Raw genomic sequence first — 26,563 nt, 5'->3', positions numbered from 1 at the left:
GGCAGGTGGGACAGGTAGGGATACCCTGGTTGTTCCGCTAAATAAAATAAACATCGGTTATGTATGAGCAGGACGGTGTTTACCTATATCTTATTGAGGCGCATTTCCTGGTGAGGGGAGTGCGTCATCTTTTTACAAAAATACATAGAACATAACGTCAAATATCGGGAGGGAGTGCTTATGTGATGGCAAAAGGAAAATACGCTGAATGGATAACAGAAGAAGGTTTAATCAAAATAGAAGGTTGGGCAAGAGACGGTTTAACTGACGAGCAAATAGCTTTAAATATGGGTATAGGTTATTCCACTTTACAAACATGGAAAAAGAAATATCAAGACATTCAAGACTCCTTAAAAAAAGGTAAAGAGGTAGTTGATCGTCAAGTGGAAAACGCGATGCTTAAAACAGCTTTAGGATTTCATTATCAAGAAGAAATGGTAACCCAAGAAGGCGAAGTGGTGGAGGTCACTAAATACAATAAACCTAATACTACGGCGCAAATATTCTGGTTAAAAAATCGCAAAGCAAATGAATGGCGAGATAAACAAGAAGTTGAGCAGACTAATAAAAACATCGATATCACTTTAGGTGATTATGATGACACAGATTAACATCAATATTCCAAAACCGCATAAGGTGTTTAACAAAAAGATTTATCAAGTGCTTTTTGATTACTCTCATTTTACAGAAGTGCATTATGGTGGTGCTTCTAGCGGTAAAAGTCATGGAGTTGTCCAAAAAGTAATCCTTAAAGCATTGAAGTCGTGGAGCGAACCCAGGAAGATACTGTTCACCAGAAAAGTGGCTGCAACCATTAAAGATTCTATTTTTGAAGATGTAAAATCATGTTTAAGTGATTTTGGAATACTTGATTACTGTAAAATAAATATGACTGATTATCGAATTGAGTTGCCTAATGGAGCAGTGTTTTTATTTAAAGGGATGGATAACCCGGAGAAAATAAAATCCATCAAAGGCATTTCTGATGTCGTGATGGAAGAAGCAACAGAATTTAATTTGGAAGATTACACACAACTTACTATCCGTTTGAGAGAAAGAACTCATAAAAATAAACAATTATATTTAATGTTCAACCCTGTCAGTAAACTCAATTGGGTATATAAATATTTTTTTGAAAATGAGCCGTCAGATGATATAGCCATTATTCATTCTACTTATACAGATAATAAGTTTTTGGACGAAACCGTGTATCGAACCCTTGAAAATCTTGCAGATCGTAATCCTGCTTATTATCGCATTTATGCTTTAGGTGACTTTGCGACATTAGATAAATTGGTGTTTCCTAAATTTACAAAGAAAATCATAGACAGAGAAGGCATAAGACGGTTGCCTTCTTTTTTTGGACTTGATTTCGGTTATGTGAATGACCCGAGTGCTTTTGTGCATTTAAAAGTGGATGTGGATAACAGAAAACTGTACATCCTGGATGAATACGTGAAGAAAGAAATGCTAAATGACCAAATAGCAGAGGTTATAAAGAATTTGGGATATGCAAAAGAAAAAATCATTGCTGATAGTGCTGAAAAGAAAAGCATAGCAGAGATTCAGCAACGGGGGATTAATAGAATCATCCCAGCCAGAAAAGGGAAGGACAGCATCATGCAAGGGATACAATTCATACAACAGTTTGAAATCATTGTTGATGAAAGGTGCTTCAAAACGATTGAGGAACTGGAAAACTACACATGGAAAAAAGATAAGCAGACCAATGAATATGTCAATGAGCCGGTAGATACCTATAATCATTGTATAGATGCTATTAGGTATGCCTGTGAACCAATCAGGCCAGTGAAAAAAGACAAGCGAAAAAAGTACGAGGCGTTCAAAACGCTTGGCTTGTAAGGAGGTGCGCAAATGAAAGTAAATGAGTTTGAAAAAGGGTTAGTTTCTACAAGATCTGTTAAGCGTTTTTCTAAAGAATCCAACATGCATTATACGTACAGAGGCATTAATGCATTGTTAGATAACTTGGATGACTTATCAGAAATGATACAGCATCATCAGCTGCATCAACGTCCGCGCTTGGAGACATTACAGTCGTACTATGAAGCTGAAAATACAAATATATTAAGGCCGAACCGCAGGCGCGAGGACCATTTGGCAGATAACAGAGCCGTTCATGCATTTGGTGAGTACGTATCTGGATTTATTCAAGGCTATATGGTGGGTATTCCTTTAAAAACCAACTATCCCATTGATTCAGTTGATGAACAGCTGCGGGAGATTAATAGAGTAAATGACGCGGATGAGCATAATAGTGAGTTGGTACTTGACCAATCAATCTATGGCCGGGCTTATGAATTGCTATATCGTTCGCAGGCAGATGAAACAAGGTTCACAGTTTCAGAAGTCCAGCATACATTTGTTATTTATGATGACACGGTGGAACAGAATCCGATAGCTGGTGTCAGATATCTATACAATGCTTTTTCCGAGAAGACGACTGTTTATTTATATACAAGCAGCGTGATTAATTCCTATGATTTAAGAGAAGATTACAGTCTGACTTTATTAAGCGAACAGTCACATGCTTTTGATGGCGTGCCCATTATCGAATACAGCAATAATCGTTTTCGTCGTGGAGACTTTGAAAAGGTGCTGTCATTGATTGATTTATACGATGAAGCTGAATCTGACACAGCAAACTACATGACAGATTTTAATGATGCCATGCTGAAAATTACAGGCAATGTGGATATAGACGCGAACGACGCCAAACAGATGAAAGAACACAATTTAATATTGTTACAGACAGAGCCGGATGCAGAAGGGAAACAGACTTCTGCTGACGCGGACTACATCTATAAAAAATATGATGTGCAGGGAACGGAATCGTACAAGGATCGAGTGAAAAATGACATTCATATGTTTACGTACACGCCGAATATGGACGACGATTCCTTTTCCGGAAATCAGTCCGGCGAAGCTTTGAAATATAAATTGTTCGGACTGGAACAGAAAAGAGCCACAAAAGAAAGGCTGTTCAAAAAATCCTTACGTGAGCGATACCGTTTAATTAATAATATTATGACGCTTGCGAGTGAGGGTAGCTTTGAACCAAACAGCATTTCTATTACGTTTACGCCGAATCTTCCGAAGTCTATTAAAGATGAGATTGACTCTTTCACAAGTCTTGGTGGTGAGTTATCCGATGAGACCAAACTAAGCCTGTTGTCATTTGTGGAAAATCCGCAAGAAGAGATAGCTAAGCGTGAAGAAGAACGGAAACAACAGCGACAGACTTCAAGTTATATGGAGGTAGAAAGTTGAGGGATTGAATTATGGTCATAGCGTTTCAAATTGTATTATTAATCGTAATAGTTTTAGGCTTCATGGGTGTAGTTGGTGAAAAGCAAGACACTAAACTTAGAAAAAGTTTAACAGCTGTCAGCATAGCTGGAATGGCTTCATTTATTATAAGCGTCTTGTGGTTATAGGACGGTGATATCAAATGTCATATTGGCAAGATCGTGAACGTGAAAACATCAAACAGGAGCAAATGAAAGACGAGGAAATTGTGAAGGAAATACGCCGAATTATCAATGTGGCTCTGCGCGAGGCGGAGAAGGAAATTCAAAGCTTTTATGCAAGGTATGCTGTTAAGAATAAACTAACTCCTGCAGAAGCTAAAAAGCGGGTTTCTGAAATGGATGTACAAGCTTTCCAGGATACTGCTGCAAGATACGTCAAAGAAAAGAATTTTAGCGATAAAGCGAATCGAGAGCTGTCCACCTACAACACGAAAATGTATATCAACCGCCAAGAATTACTGATGATGTATTTAAATGCGCATCTTGTTGCAATGGCAAATGATATAGAGACTACCTTTCAGGAATACCTGGAACAGGCCGGGATTGAGGAAGTGGCAAGACAGGCAGGTATATTAGGTGCTGATATGGTTATTTCCACAGAAACGCTGCTATCACTCGTTGGCGCTTCATTCCATAGTGCGACATGGTCCTCACGAATTTGGGATGACATGGAGAAACTGCGTGATGAACTAGATACGATTATGAACAGCACCATTATCCGCGGTGTTCATCCAGATAGATTCGTACCAGATATACGGGAGCGTTTTGATGTTACCACTTTTGAAGCTAGAAGGTTATTAATTACAGAAACAGCTAGGGTGCAGGCAGGGGCTCAGAAGCTAAGTTATGAAGCCTTGACCAAGGATGACCCGGAAGCTGAATATGAATTCATCGCGATGATGGATGGCCGTACCACAAAGACATGCAGAAGTTTGAACGGTAAGAAGTTCAAAGTGAAAAATATGATGCCAGGCATTAATGCTGAGCCTATGCATCCTTTTTGTAGGTCGAGTACGGTGCTGCTTGCAGGAGCATGGAGAGAAGCTTTCTTTGCAGAACGGAAAGGTAAATACACTTTATAGGAGTGGTTAATTTGGATAAAACAGAAAAATATCTAAAGTCAATTGACAATAGCTTGAAGCGTATCGCCAATGCATTGACAGAGAATAATACTGTTACAAAAGATACTCCAATTATAAAAGGAAAACCACCAGATAATAACATAGAAAATGTAAAGCCTTCTGAGGCAGAAAAGTAAGGTGGTCCATCTATCTCCTAGCTACAGGTAGTAGCCTTTGTAAATGATGGAAGGAGGGATAACATGAACTTTGGAGAAGCATTTGAACAAGTGAAACAAGGTAAAGGCATGAGATTGCCACAATGGAGTGATGATGTCGTAATTCGTGCTCAATTTCCGGATGAGCATAGCAAAATGACTGCACCGTATTTATACGTTGAAAGTCGTTTCGGTAGGGTGCCGTGGAAAGAAACAAATATCGAATTATTTTCAGAGAAATGGGAGGTAGTAGAACATGCCTAAACATCATATCATTTTGTCTGAAAAAGACATTGCAAGGATAATAAATGGAGAAGAAGTATCGGTCGAAGTAAAAGGCGAGGTGGTAATAATTCGTCAAAGTTACTTGAAGGATATTGCTGCCGATATGCTCATTAGAACAAACAGAGTAATGAATACAGCATCGAATACGTTTGAATATTAACCGCACCTAGCAGACAAGCGTTAGGTGCTTTTATTTTGCCTAAATATAATACTGTGTGGGCGTTAATTATTAATTGAATAGTTTTATAGGGATAAGCACTGGACGGGCTGTGAAAGGACTGTACGGGGCTTGTTTTTATTTGATGAAAGATTGATAGGCAATGACTGCATGGGATTAGGAGGATATGAAAATGTTGAAAGAAGATTTATTGAAATTGAACTTACAGTTTTTTGCTGACAATCCGGAAGATGACCCAGAAAATAAAACGGATGACCCTGAGGATAAGGATAATCCGGAAGATAAATCTGGTAATAAAGATACTTTCACAAAATCCGAGGTAGACAGTCAAGTCAGTAAAGCCGTCGAAACCTTCAAGCAAAACCAGGAGGTTAAACAGCAAGAAGCTATCGATAAGGCTGTTAAGGATGCCCTAGAAGAGCAGAAACGTCTCTCTAAACTTTCTCAAAAAGAACGAGAAGAAGAACAGCTAACTCAACGTGAAAAGGATATTCAGGAACGAGAAGCAAAGATTAAACGTTCTGAATTACGTTCTGAGGCAGTGGATGACTTACAGAAGAAAGAACTGCCTTCTGATTTTGCTGATTTCTTACTTGGGGAAGACGCAGAAAAAACGTTAGAGAACATCAATAAATTTAAAAAGGCGTTTGATGATGCTGTGAATGGTGCTGTTAAAGAAAAATTACGCCAAGACACACCACCAGCTGGCAACAGTGGAACGTCAAGCAATAAAATACCTTCTGTTGCTAAAATAGCGCAGGAAAACAGATTAATTAAATAGGAGGATGAAATCAATATGAAAAAAGAAAAGCTATTAAATCTTAACTTACAGCATTTTGCTGAATTTGACCCGGACAATGTGCTGTTGCAAGACGCGAAAAATGGTCAAATCCCAAAGGAACAAGGAACATTAGTGCTGAAAGACATCATTTCCAATTCTGTCATGATGCAACTTGCGCAGTACGAGGAAATGACTAAACAGGAAAAAGAATTTCAATATCTCGCTGAAGGCGTTGGAGCTTACTGGGTTGGTGAGGGTGAAGTCATCCGTACTTCTAAACCACAATGGCTCACTGCAAAGATGACCGCCAAGAAATTGGGCGTTATAGTACCGGTGTCGCGTGAGTTTTTGCAGTACACACTATCTGACTTCTTTACGCAAGTGCGCCCATTAGTCGCAGAAGCATTTTATAAAAAGTTCGATGAAGCGACTATTCTTGGAGTGGACAATCCGTTTGAACAATCATTACAGGATTCTATTACAGATGCAGGACATGTAGTGCAAGGTGGAATTACAAATGAAAATTTCTTTGATCTTTCCGATTTAGTGAATGAGGACGGCTTTGACATTAATGCTTATGTATCAAAAAAGCAAAACCGTTCTGCATTACGCCGGATTGTTGATGGTTACGAGCAAGAGGACGGAACAATCACAGACCCGGTACGCTTGTATAGCCGTAGCGGAAATACGTTAGACGGTTCACCAGTAGCTGATTTAGACTCTGCCGAAATGGATAAAGGTGAGTTGTTCGGCGGGAACTTCAATTATGTTCGATATGGCATTCCGTACAACTTGAGCTATGCCATTTCTGAAGAAGCACAATTATCTTCCATTGTGGATGAAAACAACGAGCCGATTAATTTATTCGAGCGTGAATTGATTGCAATCCGTGCCACTATGGATGTTGGTTTCATGGTTCTCAAAGATGATGCATTTGCTAAAACCGAACCAGGCAATGGCGGTGAAGATGGTGGGGAAACTCCCTAACGAACCCCAACCAATTGGGGAAGCCGCCATTGGAGAAACATTTCAAATTGGATAGGAGTGATTAAGTAATGGCTACGAAAGCAGAATTGAAAGAGCGATTAGTAAAAGGCCACGTCATCACGGAGCAAGATGTGCAGGACTTGATAGACGTTGCTGGAGAACAGGGTCCTGAGGGTCCACAAGGCGAACAAGGACCTAGGGGTGAAAAAGGTAACAAAGGAGCTGTTGGTGAGCAAGGTCCAGCGGGGGCAGATGGAGAAGATGGGTTTCCGACTGAAACACAATGGAATGAACTTATTGCCCGCGTCGATACGCTTGAAGGCAATACGGAGGGTGAATAATTATGGCTAAAGGAAAACCTAGCAAAGGTACGAAAAAAGACGGTAGATTGAAAAGTAATAAGAAAAAGTGATGTGATTCCATGATTAAAAATAATGTAAAAGCCATTTTAGGCATTGATGATACATTACAGGATAAAGTCATTGATATCATTGTCAAAAATGTTCAGTCACATTTAAAAATATGGCTGAAACAACATGCGGACTTGGATAACATACCTTCTGAACTTGATTTTATTGTGGAAGAAATGGCAATCAGTCGTTTTCAAAAGTTAGGTTCAGAGGGTATGGCATCTGAATCCGTGGAAGGACGTTCTGTCACTTACAATGAGGATGACTTTCTGCCTTACCAGGGGATTTTAGAAACTTATATTCCACATAAGGAACGTCGGGGGAAGGTGTTTTTCCTTTGAATTATACAGATAGAATCACCTTACACGAATCCAGCGGCAGGCAGTACACTCCGGAGACGGGAAAGACGGAAATTGTTGTAGATGAGGGCGTCACTTTACCTTGTAACGTCTCTGCTGTCAGTTTAGATAAGACAGAAGCCGTCTTTGGTTCATATAAAAGAAACGTTGCAACAGCAAGGCTTCAAAGGCCATATACAGGCGTTGCTGATAAGGCAGTGATAGGCACTCAAAAATATAACATTCTCCGGCATGTACCTCACAGGTCAGAGAGTGTTTTTTATTTAGAGGGTGTGAGCGAATGGACTTAGATGGATTTGATGACTTATTAAAAAACCTTGATAGAATGCATGATGATATTGACGACGACGTTGGTGAGGTTGTTAAGAAAAATACGATTGAAATGACTCGACAAGCCGCCAAGAATGGCCAACAGCGATTTAATAAAGGGTATGCAACTGGCTATACGGTTCGTAAATTAGATACAAACAGGGTGAATAAGATGCACTACAAAACACTGTCGCCATCTGAACATAGTGGCTTTATTGAATGGGGCACTCGTTTTATGGAAGGAACAATGTTTTTGGGCGACTCTTTCTTGAAACAACGCCCGCAATTCTTATCAGACCTTGAAAGATTGGTGGAGTGATATGCAGGCACCAGATATACAATTATTTAATGCTGTGTTTAGTAAATCACTGGCATTGGGATACACCACGATTGATTACTCGCATACGAAATATGACGGTCCGTATCCATTCGTGCATGTGGGAGAAACCACAGACAATGATATTGTGGATAATAAGCAGGTTATCACTGCTAATCTAGCACAGACCGTGCATGTATGGAGTTATGCAAATAATCGGGCCAGACATTCCGAAATGGTTTTCGCGTTAAAGCAGGCATTAAGAGGTTTGTCAAAACTAGAAAACTATTATCTGCGATACGACACACTTAATGCGAATACAATCTATGACAATTCCACGGATGATGACTTGTTACACAGCATTATTACAGCAGAATACAGAATTTCTTAAGCACTCTAATGAGTGTTTTTTTAATGTAAAAAGGAGGACAAATAAATGGCTAAAATAGCAAATGGCGTACACAAAGTGCTATATTTCCGTAAGCTTGGTGAAGCGTCAGAAGCAGCTAAGCTAGTTTTTCAAACAGAACACAGTAAATCATATTCCCGTGACAGGGAGTCCACACCAACAAAAGATGGAGCGGTGCAAGGTTCTGCAGCACTGGAAGATGAAGTATCAGTAACTGCATTGCAGTCTGTAAAAGACCCGACATTTACAATGCTGGAAGACTCTATTGTGGAAGACTATCCAGTAGAAATGTGGGAAGTAGACCTTGCAGATCGTGATAGTTCTGAGGGTAGCACAAAGTTCGGAGCTGAATACAGACAAGGGTATATCAGCGAATGGGAAGCTACCAACGGTTCAGAGGACAATCCGGAAGTTGAAGGAACTTTCCTAACATCAGGTACCCGTCAAAAAGGTAGAGTGACTTTACCTGACGGAGATATTGAAACGCTGAACTATGTTTTCCATGACATTTTGGCTGATGACCCGGCAGATGATGGCCTGGCTTCAGATGATGAAGAGGAAGACGAAGGTGGCGGAGAAGAAACACCCTAGTCAGCCCCTGCCAATAGGGGAAGCTACCATTGGACAATCATTTAAATTAGGATAAAAGGGGCTATTTTGCCCCTTTTTTTAATATAGGAGGAATTTTATATGCATATTACATTTAACGGACGAGAAATTGAATTATCTTTTGGATTACGTACATTAACAGAAATTGATAAAGAATTAGGGTTTGAAATTGAAGGTGCGAATCTAGGTGAAGGCTTAGAAATGCTTGTACCTAAATTACAATCCGGAAATATCATCGGTCTTTCCAAAGTAATTAAAGCTGCATCTTCTCATGACAAGAAGTCGCCTAAAACTTATGAAGAGTTGGAAAAAGTATTGGATGACATTGCCGAAAAAGAAGGTTTTGAAGCGTTTGGGGAACAGGTCATTGAAGAGTTGGGAAAGCGACCTATGACCCGAAATCTAGTTCCGGACGATCTCAAGAAGGAACCGAAAATCAAAGCAGTGGAAACAGCAGAGACGGATTAACTTATAACGAGGTTGTCATTTATGCATTACGAAAGCTCGGCATGAATCGATTACGTGATGTAGAAATGATGACTTTATCGGAGTTTCATTACAAGCGGTATGCACAGCAGTATAAAGAAATTGATGAATTACACAATATGCATTTATCTGCTTTTTTAAACAGAAACGTATCCGCAACGAAAAATGTCGGTACTGAGAAAAAGCCTAAAGAAGAATATGTATATGAAAATTTCGAGGACTTTTTTGATTATGAGAAGGTATTGAAACAGATTGATGAAGACTTTACCAAACGAAAAGAAAAAACAGAGTCAATCAATGATCAGCCTTCTCCGGCAGAACTTGCTATGAACCTGAATAGAAAGGAGTGACATGATGGCCAATTACAGTATAGAGGCGGAGCTGAAAGCAAATGCTAGTAAATTTAAACGGGCAATTGATACAGCACGAAAAGTAACCCAAAAATTCAAAAGAGAATCGGAGTCCGTTGAAGATACAGAACTGAACGCTGATACAAAGTCTTTTAATACGAATATAAAAAAAGCTAAAAAGACATTGGATAATTTCAGCAAAGAAGATGCGACAGTAGATATTGATGCGGATACGAAACCATTTAATAAATCGGTAGAAACCGCCAAACGAACTGTAGAGCGCTTTGATAAAGGAAAATCTGAAAAGACGATTGATGCAGACACAAAGCCTTTACAGCGTAATATCCGTAAAGCCAGGAAGATGATGCAAGCTTTTACTAAGTCGAAAAATACTGTGAACGTAGATGCTGATACGTCAGAAGCAACCCGTAAAATGGGGATGCTCCAAGCCGTTAAACAAGCTCTTGAACGACGGGTCAATATTCCAATTCGAGCAAAAGCGAAAAGTGCTTTAGCAAGCCTAAAATCATTTGGAGACATGAATAAGAAAGTATTCAACACAGCTGAATCCGAAGTACAACGATTCCAAAATGCCATTAAACGGATGGCAAACTTTATGCAGTCATTCGGAACCGTCACTCGGAGCATGGTTGGCGGAATCGCGATGGCATTTTCATCTACATTAGTGCCAATCATTGCATCCTTAGTTCCGGCTATCATGGCGGCTGGTAATGCTATCGGCGTATTGGGAGGCGGAGTTTTAGGATTAGGAAGTGCTGCCACGTCTGCCGCCGCAGGGTTTGGTCCTTTTGCTGTCCTGATGGGCGAAGTGGCCAGTCGAGCGATCGGCTTGGAACAAAACCTTAAAAAAGGCGGTGAAGCATTTAATAAATTGCCGGGCTACATGCAGGCGACGATAGAGGCTATTAGTGAATTCAAAAGCGTTTGGAAAGATTTCCGTACCGAATTTTATGAGCCGATATATGGAATCTTTACAGCATTTATGGAAGGTGCAACAGATGCACTGAAACAACTTAAACCTGCCGTGGCATCAACTGTGGGTGCGATGGAAAACCTTGCGAATTCATTTAAAGAAGCAATTAATGGCAGCGGCGCTCAAGCGTTTTTTGAATGGATGGGGAATACAGCAGGATTTTATGTAGAAACCTTGGGAAAAGCAATTGGCAATCTGATTGCCGGCTTCGGAAACATGATGGTGGCGTTTGATCCACTCGCGAAATCAATGTCCACCGGTTTCTTGGAAATGACCGAAAGTTTCAAGGAATGGACGGGTGGGCTAAGTGAGTCAAAAGCATTTCAGTCTTTTGTGGATTATGTAAAAACTAACATGCCAACAATCAGAGGTATATTTGGCGACGCTATTAACGGAATTATCAACCTGTTTGTTGCGTTTAGTGATAACAGCGAAATTATATTTAATGCATTAGGACAGATGATGAAAAGGTTCCGTGAATGGTCATCTACAATAGCGGAATCGGACGGGTTCCAGAAATTTATCCAATACGTGCAAGAGAATGGCCCGAAAGTAATTGATCTGATAGGTAACGTTATTCAGTTTATTATAGACTTGGGCGTTGCACTAGCTCCATTAGGTTCCAAGATGCTAGATCTAGCAAACGGATTCCTTGAATGGGCTAGTTCCATGATGCAGAACAACCCAATTATAGGTAAATTGATTTCACTTGGTACGTTACTAGGCGGAGCTTTACTAGCTTTACTGCCATTTATCACGATGGTTGTCACTGCATTTTCCGGATTCATCAATATACTTACTACAGTTGGACCGTGGATATTAAATATCGGCAAATTCTTGTTACGTTTAATTAATCCGGTCACTATCGCAATATCAATTGTAATCGCTCTGGCAACTGTCATATACCAGAACTGGGATAAGATTAAAGCTGTTACCCTTCAAGTATGGGGAGCAATTAGCAACTTCTTATCTACCACATGGGAGAAGATAAAGAGCATTGCTTCAACAGTTTGGGGAGCAATTACGAATTTCTTCAGCTCAGTATGGGAAGGAACGCAAAATAAAGCTTCCGCAGCATGGACTGCAATTACTACATTTTTATCCAGCGCATGGCAGTCTATTAAAGAAATAGCTACAACCATATGGACTGGAATTGTCGATTTCTTTGTTTCAGTATGGGACGGAGTAAAAACAAAAGCAATTGCTGTATGGACAACCATAACTTCTTTCTTATCATCTATTTGGCAAGGTATACTATCGGTTGCTATTCCAATATTCCAAGGCATTGCAGACTTTATTCAAGGTGTATGGACATTTATAAGTACAACTGCTAGAGCAGCGTGGAATGTTATTAAAACTATTTTAGTTTCAGTGTGGAACGGAATTGTTTCGATTGCGATACCAGTTTGGAATAAATTGTCTACGTTCTTCACCGAACTATGGAACAAGATTAAGGAAGTTTCAACAACTGTATGGAACTTTATTAAGACAGTCCTCACAACTGTGTGGAATGGTATCGTTGCGATCGCTACGACAGTATGGAATAAGTTGTCGACATTTTTCACAGAGTTATGGAACGGGATAAAAACTGTGGCTGTAACGGTGTGGAATGCTATCAAAGCTGCATTGATGACAGCATGGAATATATTAGTAACTGGTGCAACAACGGTTTTCACTGAATTGAAATCCTTTTTCACGGAATTGTGGAATGGAATAAAATCTGTTTCAACGACTGTGTGGAACACAATTAAATCAGTACTGACAACCATTTGGAACACGTTGGTTTCTATCGTTTCCCCGATATTTAATGGCATTAAGTCATCAGTAACAACAGTGTGGAACACGATAAAAACCGTATCCAGCACAGTATGGAACGGGATTAAATCAGTCCTTACAACTGTCTGGAATGGAATCAAAAGTATCGCAACCAGCGCATTTAATAACGTTATGAATGTTGTGTCCACGGTATGGAATACGATTAAATCTATTTCAAGCGCTGTATGGAATGGAATAAAATCGGTACTCACTTCCATCTGGAACGGGATCAAAACACTGGCAAATACGGAGTTCAATGGAATTCAGGATTTGATATCTACCGTTTGGGATATCATCCAATCCGTTTCTTCTGCAGTGTGGAACGCTATAAAAGGCGTACTGAGTTCCGTTTGGAATGGAATAAAATCCGTCGCAACAAGCGTATTCAATTCCGTTAAAAGTTTCATATCGGATACCTGGAATACAATTTCCAGTGTGACATCATCAGTGTGGAATACGATTGTATCGACTGTATCAAGCGTGCTAAGTAGTATATGGGATACGGTAAGCAGTATATTTAACAATATTCTAAGTACAATCAGCAGCGTTATGAATAGCGTCTGGGATACGATATCAAGCATTTGGGATAGCATCAGCTCTACTGTATCGGACGTTGTTAGTTCTATTTTCGATACGGTGTCTAATATATTCAGTGATATTATAGACGCAGTGAGCGAAGCTATGGATTCCGTTTTTGATACGATTTCAGATATCTGGGGTAACGTGATGGACTTTTTCGGAGAAGTTGACTTATTCGACGTTGGAACGGATATCATACAGGGATTAATTGACGGTATTAAAGACATGGCTGGAAATGTCGTTGATGCTGCAAAAGGCGTTGTAGGTGACGCTGTTGAAGGTGCTAAAAATCTATTAGGGATTAACTCACCATCCCGTGTATTTCGTGGATTCGGTATCAATACCTTTGAAGGGTATATCAAAGGTATTGATAGGATGAAAGGTAAAGTCGCCAATACCAGTGCGGGTATGGCATCTGTGGCAACGAAGTCATTTAATCCAAAGATGGACATGAAATCATCACAGATTAGTTCCAGCTTGAAAGGCATAAAGCGAAATGCTACTGCTCAAGTACAATCTGGAGTAAATGCAAATGTAAATGTTAGAAGGCAGCCTATTGAAATAAACGTCTATGATAACAAAGAGGGCGTTAGGGCATATGTCAATGAACAGAACGCAGTAGAAGCAACCATAAGGAGGTTTTAATCGATGGATGCACAAATCATAAAACAGAATGGAGATTCTTTTAATTTTGAGGATTTCGGTGTGATAGTCAAAGATTTTATCGTGTCATCCATACCTATAGAACCTCAATATGGAGAAGTTGAAGGCACAGACAGGCGTGTTGATTATGGATCAACATATGGCGTGAGAACCATAAAAGTGCCATTCATGGTTCGAGCTAGAGATTATCATGACTATCCATTATTACGAGATTTATTGTTTGAAAAAGTGTTGGATAAAGAATCTTATTATATCAGAGAGCGTAGGCGGGCAAAGCAGCTTGCTTACGCTTTTGTTGATTTGAATGAACCTGCAAAGATGGACGAATCTACAAACAATAAATTTATCGGAGGAAAAATATATAAGGTCCGTTTACAAAATACGTTTGAGTTAGAACAAATGGTATATGACGGTGAAGGTGAATTGGAATTCGAGACTACGGAATTGCCGTTTGCTGAATCCATTGGAACTACTGCGGATATAGACACAGGAAATCTAATCTCTTATGCAGACTTGACTGTAGCAAGCCATTATGATTTTTGGTCTACTATAGGCGATACGAGTTTTTCATCATCAAGTCCTGTAAGTTATGAAGGTTACGATAAATCATTTTTACGAGTCTCTGTTCCATCTGCTCCGCTTGGTGATAATCGAAGAATTCGGACTAGATATAATATCCATCTCATTAAAGGCAAGGAATATAAATTGTCTTTTATTGGTGCAACATCTGATTGGTTAAGTAGTGATTTTAATTATACAGGTATATTAAGGTCAAACGGTACTTTTACTAGTAGGCTTTCATTAGACAAAATAGCCGTTGGGAGTGCAGATATCAGTGGGTATACTAAGACTGTCTATAAATACACGGCAACATTTATCCATGAGGATGACACTGGGGAACATGCATTGATGATTGGTACGAAACAAACGTCAGAAAAAGGTGCTTATTTTATCGTTGCAGAGCCTTCCATTAAAACAGGAGGAATTGGTATAGATGATGGGTTGTGGGGATACGGAATGGGATTGTTATATGACAATGAATCAATGTCTTTTACCCATAACGCTAAAGAAAAAACTCCCTTCCGTATTTATAACGCCGGGAATGTACCAATCCATCCATTTGAACAAGATTTGAAAATGATAATTACAGATGTAGTAGGCAGTGATGAAATGTTTCAAATCACAAACCACTCTAACGGCAGTAGAGCAAGGGTTAACGTACCTTTAAACTCGACAGACACTGTTATCTATGACGGCCCTGACGTTACCAGAAATAATCTAGCGTTTTTGAGGGATACACGAAAAGATTTTGTGGAATTATCACCGGGGTGGAATACTTTAGAAGTCTATTATTGTAAGAGTGCAAGAGTATCCTTTGATTTCCCTTTTTATTATAAGTGAGGTGATTACATGATTGAAAGAATAGGAAGTCCGTTAAACCGGGATGAATTAGAAAAGATTAATAGTAATTTTGAAAAGCTTGATAAAATAGATTATAAAATTATGCAAGACTTTTTATCGGCAGACCCGACTAGGTTGACACCAGGAGTTAACGGGATTGTAAAACCGACAGAATTGGATACGAGGAATCTTAATAATTATGGAATTAACTTCCGGGCAGGTGTTAACGGCATTATTTATAAAGTATCTATTTACGCTAACCGAGCTGGACAATTAGGAGTAGGATTAGCGGAACAAGAGATGAACAGCGAAGCTACTGCGGAACTGTATTATAAAATCGTTGATTTAAGACGCGGATGGAATGAGGTAGAACTCAATTTCCCGGTGGAACAACAAAAACGATACACAATTTTTAGGAGAATCGTAGCGGAATCTATATTAAATGCAGGTGTTACCGTCTTCCCCTGGAATGAATACCCATTTGAAAATAACGGACTAGAAAATTTCGCGGGTGGTATGTTTTTAGATCAGTCTAATATGTCGAGACACTATTCTACGTTTTTTAATATTCGAGTTATAACCAGTATTGCACAAGTCTATAAAATTGCGAATGATAGTGTAAAGCCTCCACAGCAATTTTACGTTGGGAATAATCCTCCACAAGACGCTCAGTTTTGGTTTAAACCGGTAGGTGAAGATTGATGGAACTATTAAAATCGACAGTAACCTATGCCCATCCGAAATTACGTATTGACGACTACTGGAATCGAGGTATTACCGGTCAAGGTGTAAAAGTCGCTGCTATTGACGACCCCATCTACGAGCATGAGGCGCTCCCTATTGTTGATGGAATGGCCTGCGGACCTTTAACAGCGTGGAAAGGAACCAGCGAGCACCCTACGCATTGTGCAGGCATTGCTTGCGCTAAGAACTTGCAAAACGGACAGCCTGCTGGAGTCGCGCCAGATGCAGAATATTATCATATACGGATGTTTCTTCGGACTTACGGCGACCGTATTAAATCGCTCGTCGAGGCGATAGATTATAGCCTCGAAAAGGAAGTAGATATATTATTTATGTCTATCCATATCGCAGAAAATAGCATCAATTACGATGATGGTAGAGGTAGCTCGGCCGGAACCCCTAAACACCTTCGGATAAAAATGCGCGAAGCGTTCTTTAAGGCGTATAAAAACGGACTTATTATCGTAGTTGCAGGAGGAAATCATAACGACGGAAGAGGCGAAGATAATATCGAATTTGAGGAATTACTTCCGAAAATGCCAAATGTTATCACAGTTGCTAACCTTACTCCAGTTAATACAAGACGTGAAGCGAGCGGAGTCGGGAAATGGGTTGATGTTGCAGGATATGGCTCTTATATTAAATCGACTATAGTTAACGATAATTACGGAAAACTGTCTGGAACTTCTATGTCAACGCCTCAGATAGCGGGAATAATTGCATTGTACAAACAGCTATTCAGTGACCTACCCTCGCAAGAGATTATTGAAAAAGTCTTCGACAATTGCGAAAAGGTACCCGGACTAAATTCGGAGCAACAAGGCAGAGGCGTACCAATGCCGCCCGCTGAATTATACTCTTTGCCGATATTAGATGAGGCGAATAATCAATTCAGACGCTATACCGACTATACGTGGCAGGCAACAGAAGCATACGCGAAAAAAGATGGAAAATGGATAGAAACGGAGGCGATGGGTTATGTCTAATGCCTTAAATGTAAGATTAATTAACAATGTAACATCCATTGCGCAAGGTGATAATGCCAGTACAGTTATTGTCGAGCTGCTAGACAATAATAAGCTTATAATGCCATATCTTAATGGCAGGACTGCGCTTGTGAACTTTATCAATTCAAAAAATGAAATTCAGTATCAAACTACGTCACCGGTCTTTGACAGTCGTATTGAGTTTAATATTGATGCTGTCATTCCAGCTAATAAATATAATGTAGAGATTCGAATAGAGTATGATGATGCATCTTATGTATTTCCTTCTAGTGTTAATTACACGCTACGTATCAATAAAAGTGCCAATGATTTTTATAATGTCGCCATTAATATAAATGGATTAGATGTCGTCGCTAATGAAGTTTATCAAAAGTTAGAAAGTGATAACCCAGGGTTGTTAGAGCATGTTGGTCGGAAAGATAACCCTCATCAAGTCACAGCGGAACAAATCGGGTTAGATAATGTGACTAATGTGCAACAAGCTCCTAAGACAGATTTTGATAATCATGTATCAAATAATGATGCGCACGTGACAGTTGACGATAAGAAACGCTGGGATGATAAGGCTACACAGACTGATATAGACGAAAAAATTGGTGATTTAAATTATGTGACACGACAAGAGTTTTCGGGTCACGTTGGTAGTGGAGATATGCATTTTTCTGATGGAGAAAAAGCGAAGATGCAATCGGATATTAATGACAAGGCAGGTTCGGGGCAGCTTAAAAATCATGTTGACGATAAAAGTAATCCTCATAACGTCACTAAGACACAGATAGGATTAGGGAACGTTAAAAACGAGGAGCAAGCTACTAAGACAGAACTGGATTCACTGAAAGATACCGTGGAAAGTATACCTCGAGAGCCTTCCGAGGATATTTCGCTAACTTTAACAAGTGGCATCGAAGGTGCTGATTTTTATGGAACTCTGGCATTCATCCGTAATAACGTAGCATATATGACGTCCATGCTAATCTTGCCAGAAGAAGGTAGTTTAAGTGGGACACCGGTTGTTGTCAGTGGCGTTCCAAGCGATAAAAAATTCATGACTACGTATGGAGTGGGTACTAAAGATGCGGGGGCAGGAGATTTAACACCAATTCAACTCTCAGTCAGTTCAAGCGAAAGTGCTAATGAAATTTTAATTAATACTCATGATAAAGAACATGGTACCGCGAATACTTTTTCTGTAGCAGTCCCCCTCTTGGATAAATAAGAAGAAAGGAGGTGCTCCATGTACGTCAGAGACTTAAATAACAAAGAATATGTTGTTATGGCAACAATCGAAGTAGACCATGACTTAAATAGTGATAAAATATTAACGGCTGATTTGGAGTATAACAAACCAAATAGCCGTTTTTTAATGGATTTAGCAGAGTTGTGGACGTTGGTTGATGATGACGAAACAGAATGGAAGATAGTTGCTGTACAAAAGCAGGGAGAAGGCCAGCACATTAAAGCGCAAATACGTGCCATCCCGAAGTTCTTTGACGATTTCAATATTTCCATCGTACATGATTTGCATAGTGGTTCGATGACTGCGACACGAGCATTAAATATCATCTTTGCTGACAGTGGTTATGATTACGTGTTAAATGGTGATTACTCTGCATCAGAATGGGATAATTTTGGTGGTGGTACGAAACGTCTCAAAATGTTCCAAGATTGGTTAAATCGCTATGGCGGGGAGTTTCAACCACCAGTAGGCAATACTGTTTTCATCGACGAACAGGTTGGAGAAGATAAAAACATCATGTATCGCCATCGCCTAAATGCCTCTAACATTGTTTATGATGTAGATGCTTCTGAAATGTATACCTATATTAAAGGTTATGCAGATTATGAGGGCGATAAACAAGCTGGGGATTGGCAAGATGCAAAATTGACAGGTGATTATACTTCTCCGTTAGCAAACATTCTTGGTATTCGTGAATCGGAACCTGTTAAAGATGGTCGGATACGTAATGAATCTACGTTACACGAGAAAATGAAAAAGACTGTAGACGAATCTATTAAAATCAGTGTTACTGCTGATATTCACGATTTACGTAAGCAAGGATATCCTATTGGCCAGACAAATGTTGGCGATAGGGTGTTTTTAATTGATGAACGAATTGGCTTCAATGAGGAAGTTCGGATTGTTAATCAGAAGGAAACAAAAAATTGGAAGGGTGAAATTATCGCTCTTGATATTACTTTTGGTAGTCAAGACATTGTTAAGCGTCACCAGTCCAAAATGAACAATGCCACAAATGCCATTAATGATGTTTTAGAGGGTAAACGTAAACTGCCGATGAATGCTTTGAACAATGAGGTAGCTCAAGTAACCAACGCTCTGCTTTCTGCACAAACTGAATTGGAATTTGAAAACGGCATTATCGCACGTGACCCGAACAATCCAAACTTGGTTGTTGTCTTGAACAGTGCAGGTTTAGGTATTTCACAAGATGGCGGTAGGACGTTCCGTAACGCTATCACTGGTCGAGGCATTCTTGCAGAACATATTTTGGCTGGTACGATTACAGCAGGCGGAAATAGGCGGATTGATATCTCTGACGGTCGCGTTTGGAGCTATGTTGGTGATAAGTTAACGATGAACTTTGGTAGGTATGGATTAGATTTTTATCACTATGACCAAAATACTTTATTCACAGCTTTTACAGTTGGATACATCGAAAATACAAACATCCCAATCTTAAGCATGCATATGCAGCGAGAAGGAGCACTTTCTTTAGGTGTGACAACAGAGGGTTATGGTCGTTCTAGCCTGAGAATTATAAACGAGACTAATAACAAAGAGACAATTGTTTCAGGAACTTACAGTAGCGGTCAATCCAGTCTAGGGTTATTTTCATCTGCTAGATTATGGGAAGACTTAAATGAAACGTATAGGCATAATCAGGCATCGATACGATTGCAAACATCTAATCATTCAAATATTCAATACTACGGTAGAAGTGGATCCAACAGTACATTTGAGGTTCTGTATAACCACCGAGAAGGTGCTACAAAACGTCTTGTTGCTGACAGTAGTAGCGTATGGGTGAATCGTTTGGATGTTGGGTCAACATCAACAGTTCGTGACTACGGGGATGCGGTATTCATCGGAACAGATAATAACCGAAACGGTATCCGCATATTTACAGATGGTGAAGTTGCAATGGTCGCTGATGGAGTAATTAGACACAGCTTTTACCCTAATGGGAAAACTGGACACAGAACTTAACAAGGCAGGTAAGAAATGAAACAGATTAAGGATTATTTTCCATACCTTGAAAGGTTGTGGTATTTATTTATTAAAACTGAAAGAGGTTTATTTTATGGGGTTAGTGATGCACTAGCCTCTTTTTAATGTCTAATTGTAGTAGGGGGTCGAGCATGTCAGATGAAGGCTACAGTAATAAAGAATTACACAAGCTCATAACACACATGAGTAATGATTTCACTGAGCTACGTACCGAAATGAAACAGACCAGAGAGACTATAAAGAAATACAATGGTCTGAGGGAAGAACTTGCGAAGCTACAGAAGGAGATCATTTATATGAAAGCAACAGGAGTAGGGAAAAGTAAGACTCTAGAAGTCATCCGTCAATGGGGCGGGTGGCTTTTTGGGTTGGTTACGCTGATTGTCTTACTAATAAATCAATTTTAAGGAGAGGGTTTTAATGAAAGAGACTTTAAAAAACATCGATAACAAATGGATACGATTAATTGTGTTGGCGGTAGTTTTTATTAATACTGCAGGAATGGTTTTAGGTTATCAAATTCTGCCTTTTGATAATGAGCAGATAGCTGCAGGCATTACCGTTGGGGCGTTGGCATTAAGTGAAACCTGGAATCACTGGAAGAATAACAGCTATACAGGAGAAGCACAGGAAGCTGACAGGATTTTAAAAGCGTCAAAAGATGACAAGAAAGCAAGGCGTAAATAAAGAGTAGCTGCAGCTACTCTTTATTCTATATAAAAATTATTTTAGGAGGAATTTTATTATGGCAAAAATTTATTTAGACCCAGGACATGGCGGAACAGATCCAGGTGCAGTTGCAAATGGATTACAGGAGAAGGCTCTTACACTATCTATTGCTCTGAAAGTAAGAAACATTTTAAATCGTGATTATACAGGTCACAGTATCCGTATGAGCCGTACAACAGATAAAACAGTTTCACTGGCTGCACGCACCAATGATGCAAATAGTTGGGGTGCTGATTACTTTGTATCTATTCACATCAATGCCGGTGGAGGTACTGGCTATGAAGACTACATTTATAACGGCAGTGTCTCCAATAACACGGTAACTTATCGCGACAGAATCCATGAAGAAGTTATGAAGCAAGTTGACTTTAACAACCGAGGTAAAAAGCGCGCAAACTTGCATGTATTACGTCAATCTTCTATGCCCGGTATTCTAACGGAGAATGGCTTTATTGATACAACTGCTGATGCGAACAAATTAAAATCAGATGCTTACCTTGACCGCATTGCCCTTGGACATGCTAATGGCATTGCTAAGGCGTTAGGTCTTTCTGGTGGCGGTAATAATGGAGGGAGTAACCCTGATCCATCTGGTGACATTGATGTGGATGGAAAATGGGGTAACAGTACAACACGAGCGCTACAGGAAGCGTTGAATACTCCGGTTGATGGTTTTATCAGTAAACAACCTAGAAACGCTGTAACCCAAGCATTGTATGGTACTACGGTGCAATTTGGTAGTGGTGGAAGTAATGTGATTGTAGCATTGCAAGAGAAACTCGGTGTAAATGCGGATGGAAAGCTTGGACCAGCAACCATCAAGGCATTACAAAAATATCTTGGTACTACGCAGGATGGAGTGTTAAGTCGCCCATCAATGGTAGTGGAGGAGATGCAAAGACGTTTAAATACCGGTACATTTTAAGCATAACAAAAGCCCTCACTTAATTGTGAGGGGCTGATTTATTGAATACGTAGTGATAAAATTTTAATCGAGATTCGGCATCCATAACGTCAAAAAAGGTGTCATCCGGAGTACGAAAGTCATTGGAAATCTTTCGGTGATCACTATTGGTTACAACAACACTGAATTTGCTCAGTCTATCTAATAATCTTGCGTCGTTTTCTATACTATCTGGAGCATCTATAATATCGGGGTAGTCAGTTTCTGCTCTAATCCAATCGCCACTCTCTAAAAAATATCCGTTAATAGTTCTCCTGTTTATATCTCTTGGAGTGAAGTAGAAGAACTCCCAGTTATAGTGGTTACATATGTAAGTTAAAAACCGGGCTTGTTTTGGTGGGGCATCCATATTTCTTAGCATACCGACTTTCATATTAATTATTCCTCCTCTTTTTCCTTTTATTTATTCTATATAGTAACATAGTAACTTATTTTTTCATAAATTAGCACAAAAAAAGAAGTGTAGTCATTTATGCAAAAATAAGTTATCATAACCACTAATAGAAATTTATTTATCAGAGGTGATGTTGTGGCTTTGCAAGAGCTAATTGATTTTTCTAGTTACATATTGAAAAAAAGCAATCAGTCCATTCAATTATCTATTATTATCCCTGTATTTAATAGAGAAGATACTATTCAAGGTTGCTTGGATAAATTAAAAAATATCACATATAATAAAGAAAATTTGGAGATTATCATAGTAGATGACTGCTCAACGGATCAAACTTTTGAGGCACTTTCTGCATATGAAGTTGATTTTCCGAATCTCTCTCTTTTACGTAGAAAAGACAATTCTGGTGGTGCATCATTACCTCGAAATGATGGAATGAAAATAGCTACCGGAAAATGGATTCTATTTCTTGATTCTGATGATTATATAACTTCACATGCAATAGCAGATGCGATGAAAGTAGTTGAAACCAGCCCTAAAACAGATATGGTTTGTATGCCCTATTTTAGAAAGGAAGGAAGTAAACGACCAATCAGCAGGTCAGCCTTCAACTATTCTCAAACAATTACAAATCTTCATTTTCTGCAAACAAAGTTATATAACTCTTTAAATGCTGTAGGAAAAATGTTTAAAAGAAGTATCATAGAAAATTACAACATATCTTTTCCTAGTCATATAAAAGTAAGAGAAGATAATTGGTTTATGATGAAAATTTATAGCGTTTCTGATAACATTGCCATTTTAGGAAATCAAAAGAGCTACTACTTTATTGGTGAAAAAGATGAGGCATCTTTATCAAGAGGGAATACTCCTCCCAGGGATGCTGTGAAGATTTTTATATCCGTATACGATTTTATCCAAGCATTACCTATAAAAGATGAGCAAAAGTATGATTATCTTACGTTATACTTGAACCGATACTCAAATATGATTAAAAGGGGAAAACACGCACCTCTTAGATTTTTTGAACATACAAAAGAAACATTGGAGATACTTTTGAATAACCCTTTACTCTCTGGAGATGCTAAAAACTTTATTCAGGATTTGTTTCATGGTAAATATAATATTGTAGATAAAGAGAGTAGTATATAGAACAACTTCACGTTTTAGGACTTTACATGCTTAAATATGATAGGCTAATATTAAATTGTAGAGTTATGTTAATCTAATACCTCCATCTTTAGTATTTGAGTATCTATAGCTCTACAATTAGACGTCCGGTACCACACGGGCGTCTTTTATTAACTATTTACACGGACTCTCTTATGAGATAAAATTACGGCATAGGGACGCAAAAGGAGTCATCACCCTTTTCCTAATTCCATCCTTTATATGATGTGTAATTGTAAGATTAGGAGCTTGCTGTTTATATTGCAGGCTCCTTTTTATGTTAAAAAATAACAGTACACTTGTTCTTATTTATGTGATATATTTATATTATAACCAGAACAAACATTCGTCAAACGACAATTTTTGGAGGGATAATTATGACTGGTTTCTTAACGCGTGCTATGGACAGTAAAGAGAAAATTATGATTTATTATATGGATTCTAAAGGAAAAGTAAGTCAACGAATCATTAGAGTGGTGGATATAGATGACGATAAAGTGTTGGCATATTGCTACTACCGTAAACAGGTCCGTAGCTTTAAATTGGATAATATATTGTCTTGCGGCTATATCAAAAGGAGCGTTGGAGCGTGAAACCTGTTTTGGATTTAGATCAGTTAGAGCTTAATGGAATTAGAATACATGATGCGCATAAAGAGGGAACAGAGGTTAGAATAAAATATTTTAAAGACAATCAATTGAAAGAGATAACATGTAATATTATTAAATCAATGGGTATATGGGATATGGATATTAAATGTTCTAATATTGACGGAAGGATAGAAATACCTTTCAATTGGATAGTACAGGTGGAGCCTGTTTAAATTAAACATTTTGCACGGCATCCCGATTAAAAATGATGTTGGAGCGTAATTATGTTTGTGGTAATATAAGGATAAAATACATAGAAAAGGGGAGAGTAGATTGAAAAAATTCTTGTTTTTATTGGTATCATCACTTGTCCTACTCTTAGCTGCATGCGGAGGGGAAAGCGAAGAAGGAAACAATGAGGAGTCAAGAGGAACTGATGCTTCTGCAGAAGCATCAAGCGCAAACGAATCGGAAGAAGAAAATACCGAAGCAAGCAATGAAGTATTCGAAAATGAAGATTATAAGTTTGTTTTCGGTGAAGCAGAGCAATTAGAAGGAATACGAGGAAATCAAGTTTTAGCTATAGAAATCGAATTTACAAACAAAAGTGATGAAGCGCAAAGTCCTTGGAGTGCATCCACGGTTGTTTTAGATCAGTCAGAAGTGTCAGATGTAACGACGGAATCTGTCATGGGAGCGAATGGAGAATTGCCAGAAGATTATAAGGAAGACTTATACAGAATGGATACTGAAATTAATAGCGGCGAGACAGTAGATGCTATTTTAGCTTTCGAAATACAAAATCCTGGTTCAGAAATTCAAATAGCGGATAGTGTTTTATCAGAAGAGGATATTACATTCGAACGGGTTTATGAAACGGAGTAAGAGAGGGAATCCCCTCTCTTTTTTTGATGTGTAAAAAATGTGTAAAACGAAATCAATTTTTATATTATCTTATATTATTCTAATTAAAACGAAAAAGAGAATAAACGGCTTTATATCAACGTTCATCCTCGTTTCCAGTATTTTTAAATCATCTAAATTCAACCTAATTTTAGCGTGGGATGGTTACGAACCACGTTATGCAACGCCTATCATAACAGTATTCGACAGGGAAAACAATCGGTTGATACTGGAAAACGTTTTTATCCAATCAGTAAAATAGTGGACGAATGAAGTAGATAAAAGTAGAATAGAAGCAATCTGAAAAAAAGACGGTGAACATACTCATGGAATATATTTTATTAATCGTAGGTTTTATCTTATTAGTAAAAGGAGCGGACTGGTTTGTAGACGGTTCTGCAAATATATCCAGGCTCTTGCGTGTTCCTCCGGTATTAATTGGGTTAACCATTGTTGCTTTGGGAACCAGTGCGCCGGAAGTGACCGTTAGTATTATTGCTGCAATTCAGGGAACGGCAGATGTGTCTGTCGGGAATGTCGTCGGCAGTAATATTTTTAATATAACGATGGTTGTTGGTATTGCAGCAGTTATCTTTCCGCTTCAAGTGAAAAATGAAATGATTGTGAAGCAGATTCCTTTTACCTTACTGGCTTCCTTAGCTTTATTAGCATTAGCTGGGGACGTGACATTACAAGGATCTGCCGAAAATATACTTAGCAGAAGTGATGGGTTTATTTTACTCTTGTTCCTGTCCATTTTTATGTACTATATTATCGAAGTAGGTTTAAAAAGCAGGAAAGAAACGAAACCGGTCGGCGACTCGAACGTAAAGTGGGGAAAAAGCACCCTTATTACGGTGATTGGTGTTGCAGCCATCATAATAGGCGGGCAGTTTGTTGTGAATAATGCAACAGAAATTGCACTGTCATGGGGGATGAGCGAGGCCTTAGTCGGTCTGACTATTGTTGCTGTCGGAACATCACTCCCGGAACTGGTTACATCGATATCCGCAGCAATGAAAAAAGAAAGCGAAATTGCCATGGGGAATGTGGTTGGCAGTTGTATCTTTAACATATTATTTGTTTTGGGTACCACTTCATTAATATCTCCGCTGTCGATTAATCCGATTATTTTTACAGATATCTGGATTATGATTGTATTGACGATTTTATTACTTATCTTTTCCAGAACAGGATTTCGAATTGGGCGGAAGGAAGGCTTCATTCTTTTCCTGATGTATGTCATTTATATGATTTACATTATTATGAGAAACTAAAA

General features: G+C 38.9%; 31 protein-coding genes and 1 pseudogene. 31 read left to right on the top strand and 1 reads right to left on the bottom strand.

Annotated elements, in window-relative coordinates:
* Nucleotides 1–185 precede the first annotated feature (185 nt).
* The 26 genes and pseudogenes from B7E05_RS18350 to B7E05_RS22705 all read left to right on the top strand — a co-directional run.
* On the top strand, nt 186–611 hold the full coding sequence (locus B7E05_RS18350; RefSeq protein ID WP_080876363.1) for a helix-turn-helix domain-containing protein: 426 nt from the start codon (nt 186–188) through the stop codon (nt 609–611).
* Entirely contained in the window at nt 598–1,863 is a 1,266-nt protein-coding gene (locus B7E05_RS18345; protein ID WP_080875558.1) for a PBSX family phage terminase large subunit, read from the top strand. The genes B7E05_RS18350 and B7E05_RS18345 overlap by 14 nt, the downstream gene beginning before the upstream one ends.
* A 12-nt stretch (nt 1,864–1,875) precedes the next feature.
* Nucleotides 1,876–3,291, top strand: a complete 1,416-nt coding sequence (locus B7E05_RS18340; RefSeq protein ID WP_080875557.1) for a phage portal protein — start codon at nt 1,876–1,878, stop codon at nt 3,289–3,291.
* Between the two features lie 181 nt (nt 3,292–3,472).
* Nucleotides 3,473–4,414 carry a minor capsid protein gene (locus B7E05_RS18335; RefSeq protein WP_080875556.1) on the top strand — a complete coding sequence of 314 codons (942 nt, stop codon included), beginning with the start codon at nt 3,473–3,475 and terminating at the stop codon, nt 4,412–4,414.
* Nucleotides 4,415–4,425: 11 nt separating this feature from the next.
* On the top strand, nt 4,426–4,590 hold the full coding sequence (locus tag B7E05_RS22240) for a hypothetical protein (RefSeq protein ID WP_179134578.1): 165 nt from the start codon (nt 4,426–4,428) through the stop codon (nt 4,588–4,590).
* Between the two features lie 63 nt (nt 4,591–4,653).
* Nucleotides 4,654–4,872: a Thoeris anti-defense Tad2 family protein gene (locus tag B7E05_RS18330; RefSeq protein WP_080875555.1), complete on the top strand. Its 219-nt coding sequence runs from the start codon at nt 4,654–4,656 to the stop codon at nt 4,870–4,872.
* Nucleotides 4,865–5,053, top strand: a complete 189-nt coding sequence (locus tag B7E05_RS18325) for a hypothetical protein (RefSeq protein WP_080875554.1) — start codon at nt 4,865–4,867, stop codon at nt 5,051–5,053. Before B7E05_RS18330 ends, B7E05_RS18325 begins: the two co-directional genes overlap by 8 nt.
* 190 nt (nt 5,054–5,243) lie before the next feature.
* Nucleotides 5,244–5,852 carry a DUF4355 domain-containing protein gene (locus B7E05_RS18320; RefSeq protein WP_179134577.1) on the top strand — a complete coding sequence of 203 codons (609 nt, stop codon included), beginning with the start codon at nt 5,244–5,246 and terminating at the stop codon, nt 5,850–5,852.
* A gap of 15 nt (nt 5,853–5,867) precedes the next feature.
* Entirely contained in the window at nt 5,868–6,839 is a 972-nt protein-coding gene (locus tag B7E05_RS18315) for a phage major capsid protein (RefSeq protein WP_080875552.1), read from the top strand.
* Between the two features lie 68 nt (nt 6,840–6,907).
* Nucleotides 6,908–7,180 carry a collagen-like triple helix repeat-containing protein gene (locus B7E05_RS22235; protein WP_080875551.1) on the top strand — a complete coding sequence of 91 codons (273 nt, stop codon included), beginning with the start codon at nt 6,908–6,910 and terminating at the stop codon, nt 7,178–7,180.
* An 80-nt stretch (nt 7,181–7,260) separates the two neighbouring features.
* Nucleotides 7,261–7,590: a phage head-tail connector protein gene (locus B7E05_RS18305; protein WP_080875550.1), complete on the top strand. Its 330-nt coding sequence runs from the start codon at nt 7,261–7,263 to the stop codon at nt 7,588–7,590.
* A complete protein-coding gene (locus tag B7E05_RS18300; RefSeq protein ID WP_080875549.1) occupies nt 7,587–7,898 on the top strand; it encodes a hypothetical protein in 312 nt (103 codons plus the stop codon). Before B7E05_RS18305 ends, B7E05_RS18300 begins: the two co-directional genes overlap by 4 nt.
* Nucleotides 7,889–8,236, top strand: coding sequence for an HK97-gp10 family putative phage morphogenesis protein (locus tag B7E05_RS18295; protein ID WP_080875548.1), 348 nt, complete (start codon nt 7,889–7,891; stop codon nt 8,234–8,236). Before B7E05_RS18300 ends, B7E05_RS18295 begins: the two co-directional genes overlap by 10 nt.
* A 1-nt stretch (nt 8,237) precedes the next feature.
* A complete protein-coding gene (locus B7E05_RS18290; protein WP_080875547.1) occupies nt 8,238–8,624 on the top strand; it encodes a hypothetical protein in 387 nt (128 codons plus the stop codon).
* 45 nt (nt 8,625–8,669) lie between these two features.
* Nucleotides 8,670–9,233 (top strand): phage major tail protein, TP901-1 family, encoded by a 564-nt coding sequence (locus B7E05_RS18285; protein ID WP_080875546.1) that lies wholly within the window; start codon nt 8,670–8,672, stop codon nt 9,231–9,233.
* A gap of 99 nt (nt 9,234–9,332) precedes the next feature.
* The gene (locus B7E05_RS18280; RefSeq protein ID WP_080875545.1) at nt 9,333–9,719 is read left to right on the top strand and encodes a tail assembly chaperone; all 387 of its coding nucleotides are present in this window, start codon (nt 9,333–9,335) and stop codon (nt 9,717–9,719) included.
* 41 nt (nt 9,720–9,760) lie between these two features.
* Entirely contained in the window at nt 9,761–10,087 is a 327-nt protein-coding gene (locus B7E05_RS18275) for a hypothetical protein (RefSeq protein WP_080875544.1), read from the top strand.
* 4 nt (nt 10,088–10,091) lie between these two features.
* Nucleotides 10,092–14,120, top strand: a complete 4,029-nt coding sequence (locus tag B7E05_RS18270) for a hypothetical protein (protein WP_080875543.1) — start codon at nt 10,092–10,094, stop codon at nt 14,118–14,120.
* 3 nt (nt 14,121–14,123) lie between these two features.
* Nucleotides 14,124–15,539 carry a phage tail domain-containing protein gene (locus tag B7E05_RS18265; protein ID WP_080875542.1) on the top strand — a complete coding sequence of 472 codons (1,416 nt, stop codon included), beginning with the start codon at nt 14,124–14,126 and terminating at the stop codon, nt 15,537–15,539.
* 9 nt (nt 15,540–15,548) lie between these two features.
* On the top strand, nt 15,549–16,241 hold the full coding sequence (locus B7E05_RS18260) for a hypothetical protein (RefSeq protein WP_080875541.1): 693 nt from the start codon (nt 15,549–15,551) through the stop codon (nt 16,239–16,241).
* Entirely contained in the window at nt 16,241–17,269 is a 1,029-nt protein-coding gene (locus tag B7E05_RS18255; protein WP_080875540.1) for a S8 family peptidase, read from the top strand. Before B7E05_RS18260 ends, B7E05_RS18255 begins: the two co-directional genes overlap by 1 nt.
* Nucleotides 17,262–18,506, top strand: coding sequence for a hypothetical protein (locus tag B7E05_RS18250; RefSeq protein ID WP_080875539.1), 1,245 nt, complete (start codon nt 17,262–17,264; stop codon nt 18,504–18,506). Before B7E05_RS18255 ends, B7E05_RS18250 begins: the two co-directional genes overlap by 8 nt.
* 18 nt (nt 18,507–18,524) lie before the next feature.
* Nucleotides 18,525–20,516, top strand: coding sequence for a phage tail protein (locus tag B7E05_RS18245; protein ID WP_080875538.1), 1,992 nt, complete (start codon nt 18,525–18,527; stop codon nt 20,514–20,516).
* 152 nt (nt 20,517–20,668) lie between these two features.
* Complete coding sequence (locus B7E05_RS18240; protein WP_080875537.1) at nt 20,669–20,944, top strand: hypothetical protein; 276 nt, start codon at nt 20,669–20,671, stop codon at nt 20,942–20,944.
* Nucleotides 20,945–20,957: 13 nt separating this feature from the next.
* Nucleotides 20,958–21,224 carry a phage holin gene (locus tag B7E05_RS18235; RefSeq protein ID WP_080875536.1) on the top strand — a complete coding sequence of 89 codons (267 nt, stop codon included), beginning with the start codon at nt 20,958–20,960 and terminating at the stop codon, nt 21,222–21,224.
* 58 nt (nt 21,225–21,282) lie between these two features.
* Nucleotides 21,283–21,819: pseudogene (locus B7E05_RS22705) on the top strand (N-acetylmuramoyl-L-alanine amidase); the annotation flags it as partial.
* Between the two features lie 391 nt (nt 21,820–22,210).
* Here B7E05_RS22705 and B7E05_RS18225 read toward each other — a convergent pair.
* Nucleotides 22,211–22,603, bottom strand: coding sequence for a hypothetical protein (locus B7E05_RS18225; RefSeq protein WP_080875535.1), 393 nt, complete (start codon nt 22,601–22,603; stop codon nt 22,211–22,213).
* Between the two features lie 156 nt (nt 22,604–22,759).
* Between B7E05_RS18225 and B7E05_RS18220 the strand changes: the two genes are divergently transcribed.
* The 5 genes from B7E05_RS18220 to B7E05_RS18200 all read left to right on the top strand — a co-directional run bounded on the left by B7E05_RS18220 (nt 22,760) and on the right by B7E05_RS18200 (nt 26,561).
* Nucleotides 22,760–23,773: a glycosyltransferase family 2 protein gene (locus tag B7E05_RS18220; protein ID WP_245833158.1), complete on the top strand. Its 1,014-nt coding sequence runs from the start codon at nt 22,760–22,762 to the stop codon at nt 23,771–23,773.
* Nucleotides 23,774–24,168: 395 nt separating this feature from the next.
* On the top strand, nt 24,169–24,384 hold the full coding sequence (locus B7E05_RS18215) for a hypothetical protein (RefSeq protein WP_080875534.1): 216 nt from the start codon (nt 24,169–24,171) through the stop codon (nt 24,382–24,384).
* Entirely contained in the window at nt 24,381–24,614 is a 234-nt protein-coding gene (locus tag B7E05_RS18210) for a YolD-like family protein (protein WP_179134576.1), read from the top strand. The genes B7E05_RS18215 and B7E05_RS18210 overlap by 4 nt, the downstream gene beginning before the upstream one ends.
* Before the next feature lie 100 nt (nt 24,615–24,714).
* Nucleotides 24,715–25,266, top strand: a complete 552-nt coding sequence (locus B7E05_RS18205) for a DUF5067 domain-containing protein (RefSeq protein WP_179134575.1) — start codon at nt 24,715–24,717, stop codon at nt 25,264–25,266.
* Nucleotides 25,267–25,610: 344 nt separating this feature from the next.
* Nucleotides 25,611–26,561, top strand: a complete 951-nt coding sequence (locus B7E05_RS18200; RefSeq protein WP_080875531.1) for a calcium/sodium antiporter — start codon at nt 25,611–25,613, stop codon at nt 26,559–26,561.
* Nucleotides 26,562–26,563: the final 2 nt, after the last annotated feature.

The sequence above is a fragment of the Oceanobacillus timonensis genome, from assembly GCF_900166635.1.
Taxonomy (GTDB): domain Bacteria; phylum Bacillota; class Bacilli; order Bacillales; family Amphibacillaceae; genus Oceanobacillus; species Oceanobacillus timonensis.
This window is presented reverse-complemented; position numbering and strand designations above follow the sequence as displayed.